8 protein-coding genes and 1 tRNA gene are annotated in these 10,890 nt (G+C 64.3%); 8 read left to right on the plus strand and 1 reads right to left on the minus strand.

Going from position 1 to position 10,890, the window contains the following annotated elements:
- The first annotated feature begins 148 nt into the window (after positions 1 to 148).
- A complete protein-coding gene (locus tag UU7_RS10205) occupies positions 149 to 1,651 on the plus strand; it encodes a SulP family inorganic anion transporter (RefSeq protein ID WP_007807982.1) in 1,503 nt (500 codons plus the stop codon).
- Positions 1,652 to 1,724: 73 nt separating this feature from the next.
- On the opposite strand, the gene UU7_RS10210 is transcribed toward UU7_RS10205, so the two are convergent.
- Positions 1,725 to 2,303: a superoxide dismutase gene (locus UU7_RS10210; RefSeq protein WP_007807983.1), complete on the minus strand. Its 579-nt coding sequence runs from the start codon at positions 2,301 to 2,303 to the stop codon at positions 1,725 to 1,727.
- A gap of 111 nt (positions 2,304 to 2,414) precedes the next feature.
- On the opposite strand from UU7_RS10210, the gene grxD reads away from it, so the two are divergent.
- The 7 genes from grxD (at position 2,415) to UU7_RS10245 (ending at position 10,600) form a co-directional block, all read left to right on the plus strand.
- The gene (grxD, locus tag UU7_RS10215) at positions 2,415 to 2,738 is read left to right on the plus strand and encodes a Grx4 family monothiol glutaredoxin (RefSeq protein WP_007807984.1); all 324 of its coding nucleotides are present in this window, start codon (positions 2,415 to 2,417) and stop codon (positions 2,736 to 2,738) included.
- A 2-nt stretch (positions 2,739 to 2,740) separates the two neighbouring features.
- The gene (locus UU7_RS10220) at positions 2,741 to 3,505 is read left to right on the plus strand and encodes an SDR family NAD(P)-dependent oxidoreductase (RefSeq protein ID WP_050981443.1); all 765 of its coding nucleotides are present in this window, start codon (positions 2,741 to 2,743) and stop codon (positions 3,503 to 3,505) included.
- A gap of 70 nt (positions 3,506 to 3,575) precedes the next feature.
- Entirely contained in the window at positions 3,576 to 4,175 is a 600-nt protein-coding gene (locus tag UU7_RS10225) for a YhgN family NAAT transporter (protein ID WP_007807988.1), read from the plus strand.
- A gap of 467 nt (positions 4,176 to 4,642) precedes the next feature.
- A complete protein-coding gene (locus UU7_RS10230) occupies positions 4,643 to 7,945 on the plus strand; it encodes a TonB-dependent receptor (RefSeq protein WP_040673258.1) in 3,303 nt (1,100 codons plus the stop codon).
- A 129-nt stretch (positions 7,946 to 8,074) separates the two neighbouring features.
- Entirely contained in the window at positions 8,075 to 9,475 is a 1,401-nt protein-coding gene (gene ppnN, locus UU7_RS10235) for a nucleotide 5'-monophosphate nucleosidase PpnN (protein ID WP_007807991.1), read from the plus strand.
- 71 nt (positions 9,476 to 9,546) lie between these two features.
- Positions 9,547 to 9,623: transfer RNA gene (locus tag UU7_RS10240), tRNA-Asn, on the plus strand.
- Positions 9,624 to 9,838: 215 nt separating this feature from the next.
- Positions 9,839 to 10,600 carry a helix-turn-helix domain-containing protein gene (locus UU7_RS10245; protein ID WP_007807994.1) on the plus strand — a complete coding sequence of 254 codons (762 nt, stop codon included), beginning with the start codon at positions 9,839 to 9,841 and terminating at the stop codon, positions 10,598 to 10,600.
- The last annotated feature ends 290 nt before the right edge of the window (positions 10,601 to 10,890 follow it).

Genomic DNA, 10,890 nt, shown 5'->3' on the forward strand with positions numbered 1-10,890 from the left:
GGATCTTCCGCCAGTGTAAGCGCCCCCTCTGTTCTTCCGTCTGCTGCGCCGTGTCGCCATGTCCGACACCGTGCGTTTTCGTGAAACCGCCGCCAGCCGAAGGCACCGTCGATGCCGGCCGCGCTGGCGTCGAACAACAGGGATTTCCATGTCGCTCTCGCTCGCGCAAGCGAAAAACAATGTCTTGTCCGGGCTCACCGTGGCCTTTGCCCTGGTGCCCGAGGCGATCGCCTTTGCGGTGATCGCCCACGTCAATCCGCTGACCGGCTTGTACGCCGCCTTCATGATGTGCCTGATCACGGCCATGCTGGGTGGGCGCCCGGGCATGATCTCCGGCGCCACCGGCGCCATCGCCGTGGTGATCGTGGCGCTGGTGGTGCAATACGGCGTGCAGTATCTGTTTGCCGCGGTGGTGTTGATGGGGCTGCTGCAGTTGCTGTTCGGCGCGCTGCGACTGGGCAAGTTCATCCGCATGGTGCCGCACCCGGTGATGCTGGGTTTCGTCAACGGGCTGGCGATCGTGATCTTCCTGGCACAGATGCCGCATTTCCAGCAGCACGGCGACTGGATCACCGGCCGGGCGTTGGCGGTGATGCTGAGCCTGGTCGCGCTGGCCATCGCGATCATCTACCTGCTGCCGCGCGTGACCCGGGCCGTGCCTTCGGCGCTGGTGGCGATCCTCGCTGTGGCGCTGCTGACCAACCTGCTCGACATCGACACGCGCACGGTCGGTGACCTGGCTTCGATCAAGGGCGGCCTGCCCAGCTTCCATCTTCCTGACGTGCCGTGGAACCTCGGTACATTGCGCATCGTGTTCCCGTACGCGCTGATCATGGCCATGGTCGGCCTGATCGAGTCGCTGCTGACCCTGAACCTGATCGATGAGATGACCGATACACGCGGCAAGCCCAACCGTGAATGCCTGGCGCAGGGCGCCGCAAATATCGTGACCGGCCTGTTTGGCGGCATGGGCGGCTGCGCGATGATCGGGCAGAGCATGATCAACGTCGGTGCCGGCGCGACTCATCGCCTGTCGGGCGTGGTGGCCGGGCTGGGCCTGCTGGGATTCATCCTGTTCGGCTCGGCGCTGATCGAGCGCATTCCGCTGGCGGCGCTGATCGGGGTGATGTTCGTGGTGTCGGCGAAGACCTTCGTCTGGGGCAGTGTGCGGGTGCTGGGCAAGGTGCCGCGCGCCGATGCGCTGGTGATCGTCGCGGTCACCGTGGTGACCATCTTCACCGACCTTGCGCTGGCGGTGCTGCTGGGCGTGGTGATCTCGGCGCTGGTATTCGCCTGGCAGCATGCCAGCCAGATCGAGGTGAGCACGCGCACCGATGCCCAAGGCCGCCGCATCTACGAGCTGGAGGGCACGCTCTTCTTCGCCTCGACCCGCAATTTCCAGAACCTGTTCCACCCCAGGGACGACCCGCAGCAGGTGATCGTGGAATTCGGTCGGGCCAGGGTGATGGATCACTCCGCCATCGAGGCCATCGATACGCTGGCCGAGCGCTATCAGAAGCTCGGCAAGCGACTGCAGCTGCGCCACCTGAGTCCGGATTGTGCCGAGTTGCTGCTGAAGGCGGGCGGCATGATCGAATCGAACGCCGCCGAAGACCCGCACTATCACCTGGCCGATGATCGACTCGGTTGATCGAGGCTTCGTGCAGGCATGAAAAAAGCGGAGCCGCTGGCGGCCCCGCTTCCTGCTTTCAGATGGCCGGACTTCAGGCGAGGTTCTTTGCCGCGAAGTCCCAGTTCACCAGGTTCCAGAACGCTTCCAGATACTTCGGGCGGGCGTTGCGGTAGTCGATGTAGTAGGCGTGTTCCCACACGTCGGCGGTGAACAGCGGCTTGTCGGTGCCGGTGATCGGCGTGGCCGCGTTCGAGGTGTTGACGATGCCCAGCGAACCGTCCTGGCGCTGCACCAGCCAGGTCCAGCCGGAGCCGAAGTTGCCCGCGGCGGACTTGCTGAATTCTTCCTTGAACTTGTCGACCGAGCCGAACGCCTTGTTGATCGCGTCGGCCAGCTTGCCGCCGGGTTCACCGCCACCTTTCGGGCTCATCGAGTTCCAGTAGAACGTGTGGTTCCAGATCTGCGCCGCGTTGTTGAACACGCCACCGGACGACTTGCGGATGATGTCCTCGAGCGGCGCGTCGGCAAATTCGGTGCCCTCGATCAGCTTGTTGAGGTTGGTCACGTAGGCCTGGTGATGCTTGCCGTAGTGGAAGTCCAGCGTTTCGGCGGAAATGTGCGGCTCCAGCGCGTTCTTTTCATACGGAAGCGGGGGAAGTTCGATCGCCATGTTGGGGCTCCTTGACGTTGGCTGGGAAAAAGGTCGGCGCAGCGGACGGCAGCCGACGGCTGGCTGATACAATAGCGCTCTGCCTGCATTGTAAAGATGAATCACCGAACTATGGACATCAACGAGCAAATCAGGGCGATGCTGGCCGCGCATCCCATCGTGCTTTTCATGAAAGGCACGCCGGAGTTTCCGATGTGCGGCTTTTCCAGTCGCGCCGCGAAGGCGCTGACCGAAGCCGGTGCGGTGTTCCAGGCCGTGAACGTGCTGGCCGATCCGCGCATACGCGCCGCGTTGCCGCATTTTTCCAACTGGCCCACGTTCCCGCAGTTGTTCATCCAGGGCGAGCTGATCGGCGGTTGCGACATCATCGAGGAGCTGAAGGCCGCCGGCGAGCTGTCGCGCATGGCCAGCGACGTTGCCGGAGTCGCGCTTTGAGCATGCTGCCTTTTTCCCGCCTGCCCGATCACTGGCAGCCCGCCAGCGATGCCCTGGCCGGTCGCGTGGTGCTGGTCACCGGCGCCTACGGTGGCCTCGGCGGGGCGGTGTCGCGAGCTGCGGCGCGTGCGGGCGCCACCGTCGTCATCACCGGCAAGCGCAAGCGCCAGCTCGAACAACTCTACGACGCGATGCTCGCCGAAGGCCTGGCCGAGCCGGTGATCCACCCGCTGGACATGGAAGTGGCCACGCCGAAGGACTATGCCGCACTGGCCGAAGGGCTGGAGCGCGACTTCGGTCGCCTCGACGGCATCGTGCACGCCGCCGTGAGTTTCGGCGGCCTCACGCCGATCACCATGCACAAGCCGGATGCCTGGCTGCGCGCGATGCACGTCAACGTCAACGCACCGTTCGCGCTGACCCAGGCCTGCCTGCCGCTGCTGACCCAGGCCGATGACAGCGCCGTGGTGTTCGTGCTGGACGACCCCGAGTTGCTGCAGCGCGCGCACTGGGGCGGCTACGGTGCGTCGAAGGCGGCGCTGGAGCGTTTCGCGGCGATCCTGCATGAGGAAACCGACACCGGCCCGCTGCGGGTGCATGCGCTGTTGCCGGCGCCGATGCGCACGGCGCTGCGGCAGCTGGCTTACTTCGGCGAAGACCTGCTGCAGCGACCGTTGCCGGATGCCACCGCCGCCGCGGCGATCCACCTGCTGGGCGCGCGGGGCGCCCCGGCGCGCGGCACGATACTGGACCTGCGGGCCGGCTGATCGGCAGCCGATCCGCCGAACGGGCGCCACACCGGCGTCGATCAAGCATGGAGTCGAGATGGAAGCGCAGATGACCACCTTGTCCGCGGGCATCCTGCTGTTCCTGATCATGGATCCGCTGGGCAACATCCCGCTGTTCCTCAGCCTGCTGAAGGACGTGCCACCCAGGCGCCGCCGCCACGTGATGGTGCGCGAGCTGCTGATCGCGCTGGGCGTCCTGCTCGCGTTCCTGTTCGGCGGCCAGTACATCCTGCACCTGCTGCAGCTCAGGCAGGAGTCGATCAGCATCGCCGGCGGCATCGTGCTGTTCCTGATCGGCATCCGCATGGTGTTTCCGCCGGCCGATGGTGGCGGCATCTTCGGCAAGTCCGGTGGCGGCGAGCCGTTCATCGTGCCGATGGCAATACCCGGCGTGGCCGGTCCCTCGGCGATGGCCGCGCTGCTGCTGCTGACCAACACCCAGCCCGGTCGCACCGCGGACTGGGTGCTGGCCCTGCTGCTGGCATGGCTCGCCACCGCGTTGATCCTGCTCAGCTCGACCTACCTGTTCCGCTGGCTCGGCGAGAGCGTGCTGACGGCGCTGGAGCGCGTGATGGGCATGCTGCTGATCGCGCTTTCGGTGCAGATGTTCATGGCCGGCGTGGCCTCGTTCCTGCGCGCGAGCAGCTGAGCTTTCGCCCTTGTCGCGAGCTGTTTCGCCGCCGCGACGGGGCGCGTTGGTCCCGCGAGATCGACATCCGGCAGGTGTGCGCCAAGCCGCGGCAAACATTCTCCGTTCGGTATAGGCGCGTCCCCGGATAAGGTGTCGCACGGCAGCCATGCCGATCCCGCGAAACCTTGCCATGTGGCTGATTTGAAAAGCTTCGTGCTGGCGCTGGGGGCAGGGCTTTGTCGCGCCGGGGTGACGTGTAAACGTTACAAAAATGTCATACAATGTCGTTACAATCATTTAACAAAGCCGCGGACGGGTTGGTCCAGCGTGCCGGAGTTCTTGCGGTTCGTGCTGTTTTGGAACCGCGCAAATCAATTGGGGTTGCAGATCGTGTCGATGTTGCCTGGCCCGTGCCGGGCGTAGCCACGTTTTTGACCTTCAAACCTGAGTTTCCTTTTCGTTGCGAGCCTGAGGGTCGATCAAGAATGAATAGCCGAATTCGCACCAAACTCCTTCCGTTTGCCATTGCCTCGTTGCTGGCAGCGTCGGTGCCTGCCATGGCGCAGGACACCTCTTCCTCGATCAGCGGCCGCGTGCTCGACGCCAACGGCCAGCCGGTCGCCGGCGCCACCGTGCAGATCGTGCATGAGCCGTCGGGTACCACCAAGATCACCACCACCGGTCCGGATGGCCGTTACTCCTCGCAGGGTCTGCGCGTGGGCGGTCCGTTCGACGTGACCGTCTCCAAGGCGGGCATGGCGCAGGCGGAACAGGACAACGTCTATCTGCAGCTGGCTCAGGAAACCCCGGTCAACCTGACGATGGGCGGCGCCAGCGAGCAGGCAGCCACCAATCTCAGCGGCGTCACCGTTTCGGCCAACTCGCTGGCCCAGACTTTTTCGGCTGACAACAAGGGCATCTCGACCAACGTGTCGAGCCGCGAAATCGAAGCCACCCCGACGCCGGACCGCTCGATCCAGAACATCGTGCGCCTCGATCCGCGCATCGTGGTCACCGATCGCGCCGCCGGTTCGTTCTCGGCCATCGGCCAGAACAGCCGCTACAACAACATCACCGTCGATTCGGTCAGCGCGAACGATCCGTTCGGCCTGAACGCAAACGGCCTGCCGACCCTGTCCACGCCGATTTCGCAGGACACGATCGAGGAATACAACATCTCCACCGCGAACTATGACGTGGCGACCCGCCGCGGCGTGGGCGCCGTGGTCAATGCGGTGACCAAGAGCGGCACCAACGATTTCCATGGTTCGGTCTACTACGTATTCCAGAACCAGAACATGATCGGCAAGAACGAAAGCGACACCAAGTTCAACGGCTTCGATCGCCAGTGGACCGGCGGCGCCACCGTCGGTGGTCCGATCATCAAGGACAAGCTGTTCTTCTTCATCTCGGCCGAGAAGAGCAAGCAGATCGGCTCGGGCAGCCCCTACGGTGCGGAAGGCAGCGGCGCCAGCGTCATCGTGCAGGGGCTTACCCCCGACATGATCCAGCAGGTGCGCGACATTGCCGCCAGCAAGTACGGCATCACCGACATCGGTACTGCGGGTGGTGGCAACACCGACCTGGAAGACAAGCGCTACCTGGGCAAGATCGACTGGAACATCAGCGACAGCCATCGTGCCAGCTTCACCTTCAGCCAGACCAAGGAAAGCAAGCCGACCATCGGCGGCACGAGCTCCAAGCTGGTGCTTTCCAGCGGCTGGTACAACTCGGACACCAAGAACACCAGCTACGCGCTGCACTTCTACGACGACTGGTCCGACTCGTTCTCGACCGACACCACCATTTCGTACGCGAAGTTCCACAAGGGCAACAGCCCGGTGGCGGGTGGCGACCTGCCGGACATCACCATCTATCCGGTCGGTTACAGCAACGGTGCGCAGGTGGAATTCGGCACCAACTATTCCTACCAGGCCAACATCCTGGACGTGAAGACGCTGAACGCCGCGTGGGCGGGCACGTACTACGCCGGTGACCACACCATCAAGGGCGGTTTCGACTACGAGCGGGACACCACCTACAACCTGTTCCTGCAGAACTATTTCGGCAGCTACACGTTCGAGGATGGCAACGGCATGACCGGCCTGGAGAACTTCGAGGCCGGCAACTACTACCAGTACCGTTACAGCCGTCCGTCCGACGGCCTGAGCCTGGATGACGTTGCCGCCAACTTCGAGCTCAAGCAGTGGGGCGTGTTCCTGCAGGATACCTGGCAGGCCACCAGCAACCTGTCGGTCCAGTACGGCGTGCGCGTCGACATCCCGCTGATGAGCGACAAGCCGATCTACAACCCGCTGTTCGCAGCGGCGCCGGGCATCAATCCGGTGACCGGCGCTGCCACCGGCGGTTTTGGTCGTACCAACCAGACCACCATCAACGGCAACCGCGTGGTGCAGCCGCGCCTGTCGTTCAACTACAACTTCGACACCGAGCATCTGACCCAGTTGCGCGGTGGCGCGGGCCTGTTCATCTCCAACCCGCCCGGCGTGTGGATCGGCAACATCTTCTCCAACTCGGGTGCCACGCAGACGCAGTTCAGTTGCAAACCCAGCGGCGGCAACGATCCCTGCAACCCCAATCCGCCCGTCTTCAGCCCGAATGCCCACGACCAGCATGATGGCGTGGTGGGTTCGGGTCAGCAGACGGTCAACACCATCTCTCCGGGCTTCCGCCTGCCGAGCGTGTGGAAGTTCAGCGTCGGCATGGACAAGGAGCTGCCGTGGTGGGGCCTGATCGCCACCGCCGACTACCAGCACATCAAGGTGCGTGACGCGATCTACTATCAGAACATGAACATCGGTGCTCCCACCGGTGTGCTGCCGGATGGTCGCTTCACCTACTACAAGAACCCGACCAGGGATCCGCGTTCGTCGGGTCAGCAGTCGCGCTACCTCGCCAATGGCGCCTTCTCCGACGGCACCATCAACCTGGCCAACAGCAGCCGCGGCAGTGCGGACAGCTTGGCGCTGTCGTTGAAGAAGCCGTTCTCGACCGACTGGTCGGGCATGGTGGGCTTCACCTGGAGCCGCGCCACGGAAGTGAACCCGGGTACCAGCAGCGTCGCCCGTTCGAACTACGTCAACAACTACGTGTTCAACCCGAACGAGGACAAGGCAAGCCCGTCGAACTACTCGATCCCGCGTCGCGTGATCGCCGGCCTGAACTGGCAGCATCGCTTCTTCGGCGATTACGCCACCAGCGCCAGCGTGTTCTATGACGGCCACAATGCCTCGCCGTACAGCTGGACCTTCGGCAACGATGCCAATGGCGACGGCGTCAGCAACGACCTGGCCTTCATCCCGAACCCGGGCCAGGTATCGTTCCGTGCCAACACCGATCCCAAGCTGATCCAGCAGTTCTACGACTACATCAAGGCAAACGACTACCTGAAGGATCACCAGGGCGGCCCTGCCGGCCGCAATGGCGATCACGCGGGCTGGCTCAACCAGATCGACCTGAGCTTCAGCCAGGAAATTCCCGGCCTGTTCAAGGGCAACAAGGGCAAGATCAAGCTCGACGTCTACAACTTCACCAACCTGCTGAACAAGCACTGGGGTATCGAGAAGCGCGCCAACTTCCCGGGCTACCGCAACCTGGCCGACTTCTATGGCGTGGATGCGGACGGCAAGTACATCTACGACATCTCCGGCTCCAGCTATCACGACAGCAACGGCAACTACAGCCCGCAGCAGGTGCCGACCTCGACCTTCCCGAGCGATCTGGCTCAGCGTTGGGCGGTGCAGCTGACGGTGAAGTACACGTTCTGATCCATTCCCGGGTCTGAAACGCAACCGGCGCCCGCGAGGGCGCCGGTTTTTTTGTGCTTGACCATATCGTGGTTCGCGCAGGAAGCTAACAGGTCGGCCGCGATGGAGCGGCCATGGAGAAGCAATCGAATGAATGACACCTACAAGGGCGCACCGGCCAGAACCGGCGTGGTGAGCGCCCGCATTTCGCCGATCGGTGGCCTGGACGTGCTCTCGCGCCATGAAGTGGCTCGCCTGCGCGGTGCCAGCGGCTCCGGTCTGCACGCGCTGCTGCGGCGCTGTGCGCTGGCGGTGCTGACCTCCGGCAACATCAGCGACGACCCGCGGGCGATCCTCGAGCAGTACCCCGATTTCGACATCCAGGTGCTGCAGCAGGACCGCGGCATGAAGATCGAACTGACCAACGCGCCGGCGCAGGCCTTCGTGGACGGCCAGATCATCCGCGGCATCAACGAATTGCTGGTCGCGGTGGTGCGCGACATCGTCTACGTGTCGACCCAGCTGGAGCAGGTCGGTTTCGATCTGGACGAATCCGCGGGGCTGACCCAGGGCGTGTTCGAGATCCTGCGCAACGCGCGCATCCTGAAGCCGCAGGTGGATCCCAACCTGGTGGTGTGCTGGGGCGGCCACTCGATCTCGCGCGAGGAATACGACTACACCAAGCTGGTCGGTTACCAGCTGGGCCTGCGCGGACTGGACATCTGCACCGGCTGCGGCCCGGGCGCGATGAAGGGGCCGATGAAGGGCGCCACCATCTCGCACGCCAAGCAGCGGCGCCGGCACAACCGCTACATCGGCATCACCGAGCCGGGCATCATCGCGGCCGAATCGCCGAACCCGATCGTCAACCACCTGGTGATCATGCCGGACATCGAGAAGCGGCTGGAGGCCTTCGTGCGCCTCGGGCACGGCATCATCGTGTTCCCCGGTGGCGTCGGCACCGCCGAGGAAATCCTCTACCTGCTGGGCATCCTGCTGCACCCGGACAACGCCGGCACGCCGTTCCCGCTGATCTTCACCGGGCCGCGCCAGTCGGCCGCCTATTTCGAGCAGATCGACCGTTTCCTGCGGCTGAGCCTGGGCGACGAAGTGGCGCAGCACTACCAGATCATCGTGGACGATCCGCAGGAGGTGGCGCGCACCATGATCAAGGGCCTGGACAAGGTGCGCCACAACCGGCTCGACACCAAGGACGCATTCTTCTTCAACTGGGCGCTGCAGATTCCGCTGGAATTCCAGCGGCCGTTCCGGCCCACCCACGAGGCGATGCGCGCGCTGCAGATCCGGCATGGCCGGCCCCTGCACGAGCTCGCCGCAGACCTGCGTCGCGCGTTTTCCGGCATCGTCGCGGGCAACGTGAAGGAGGAGGGCGTGCAGGCGATCGAGAAGAACGGACCGTTCGACATCGACGGCGATGCCGACATCATGCGTGCGCTGGACAAGCTGTTGCAGGCGTTCGTGGCCCAGCACCGCATGAAGCTTCCCGGCGGCAGCGCATACGAGCCGTGCTACCGGGTGCTCGGTGCCTGAAGAAAAAGTGGCAGGAATCGCTGGTGACGTCTTGACAGCCAGCGGCCTGCTCAGCAAACTACGCAGCTCACGCCCGAATAGCTCAGCTGGTTAGAGCACTTGACTGTTAATCAGGGGGTCGTTGGTTCGAGTCCAACTTCGGGCGCCAAATGCAAGCAGGGGTCGGCAGTCATGCCGGCCCTTGTTCTTTTTGCGGAACGCAAAAATCGCCGTGTCGCAGGGTAGTGCGACGACGTGACCGGCAGGCCGGGCCGCAGAGATGGCCGGCATTGCGTATCATCGCGGGGTATCCGCAGCGCGCCGGTGGCGGTATGCCGACACCAGCGCGCCTGGTCCGATTCGCGCGATTTTGCAAGGTCTCCCATGCGCCGCAACAACCCGGCAGGCCGCCTGCCCGAGCCACCGAATCCGATTGCCGACGACGGCGACGAAACCCATTTCTGTCGCACCTGCGCGTTTTCCGGCGCCTGCATTGCCGAAGGTTATGGCAAGCCCGAGCTGCTGGAACTCCATTGCCTGGTCGAGCACGTCGGGCCGTTTCATGCCGGCGAGCACGTCTTCCGCACCGGCGATCCGTTCCGCTCCATTTTTGCGGTGCGCGCCGGCACGGTGAAGACCAGCATGGTCGACGCCGAGGGCCACGAGCAGGTGCTGGGCTTCTATCTGCCGGGTGAGGTGATCGGCCTCAACGCGATCTATCCGGATCACTTCCCCTGCGATGCGGTGGCGCTGGACACCGCCTACTTCTGCCGCTTCTCCTTCCCCGCGATGAGTGCGCTGGCCACGCGCATGCCGGCGGTGCAGCAGCGCCTGTTCAGCCTGATCAGCAAGGAGCTGGGCATGGCCACCCTGCTGGCCGGCGACCACAACGCCGACGCGCGCATGGCCGCGTTCCTCACCGACCTTGCCCGGCGTTACGAGGAGCGGGGCTTCTCCGGCACACGCTTCCACCTGAGCATGTCGCGCGGCGACATCGCCAACTATCTGCGCCTGGCCGCGGAAACCGTGAGTCGCGTGCTCAGCCGTTTCCGCCAGCAGGAACTGATCGAACTGGAAGGCCGCGAACTGGTGTTGCGCGATCCCGAGCGCCTGCAGCAGCTCGGCAGGAACCTGCTTCCGCGCTGAGCGATTTTCGATGCCTGTGGCGGCTTGACGCACGCGCAGTTTTCCATCGGCAAAGATGACTTGCGTCAAGCGCGGTTTTCGACGCCTCCCTACGATTTCGTCCAGAAACCACAGGGAGAAACCCATGTCACGTTCGTTGTTACTCGTTCTTGCCGCGGCGGGTGCGTTGACGCTGGCCGGCTGTTCGGGCAAGTCGTCTTCGGTGTCGCCGGTGGGGGAGGTTGCCGCCAGTCCGGCCGCGATCGCCGCCACCCACGGCGACTTCGGCCCGCCCCAGGGCGAGCCGATCC

The sequence above is a fragment of the Rhodanobacter spathiphylli B39 genome (genome assembly GCF_000264295.1).
Lineage (GTDB): Bacteria > Pseudomonadota > Gammaproteobacteria > Xanthomonadales > Rhodanobacteraceae > Rhodanobacter > Rhodanobacter spathiphylli.

What these genes read in the sequence shown, in the direction of transcription:
- UU7_RS10205 (WP_007807982.1), top strand. Translation starts at nt 149, where the DNA reads ATGTCGCTCTCGCTCGCGCAAGCGAAAAACAATGTCTTGTCCGGGCTC.
- UU7_RS10210 (WP_007807983.1), bottom strand. Translation starts at nt 2,303, where the DNA reads ATGGCGATCGAACTTCCCCCGCTTCCGTATGAAAAGAACGCGCTGGAG.
- grxD (WP_007807984.1), top strand. Translation starts at nt 2,415, where the DNA reads ATGGACATCAACGAGCAAATCAGGGCGATGCTGGCCGCGCATCCCATC.
- UU7_RS10220 (WP_050981443.1), top strand. Translation starts at nt 2,741, where the DNA reads ATGCTGCCTTTTTCCCGCCTGCCCGATCACTGGCAGCCCGCCAGCGAT.
- UU7_RS10225 (WP_007807988.1), top strand. Translation starts at nt 3,576, where the DNA reads ATGACCACCTTGTCCGCGGGCATCCTGCTGTTCCTGATCATGGATCCG.
- UU7_RS10230 (WP_040673258.1), top strand. Translation starts at nt 4,643, where the DNA reads ATGAATAGCCGAATTCGCACCAAACTCCTTCCGTTTGCCATTGCCTCG.
- ppnN (WP_007807991.1), top strand. Translation starts at nt 8,075, where the DNA reads ATGAATGACACCTACAAGGGCGCACCGGCCAGAACCGGCGTGGTGAGC.
- UU7_RS10245 (WP_007807994.1), top strand. Translation starts at nt 9,839, where the DNA reads ATGCGCCGCAACAACCCGGCAGGCCGCCTGCCCGAGCCACCGAATCCG.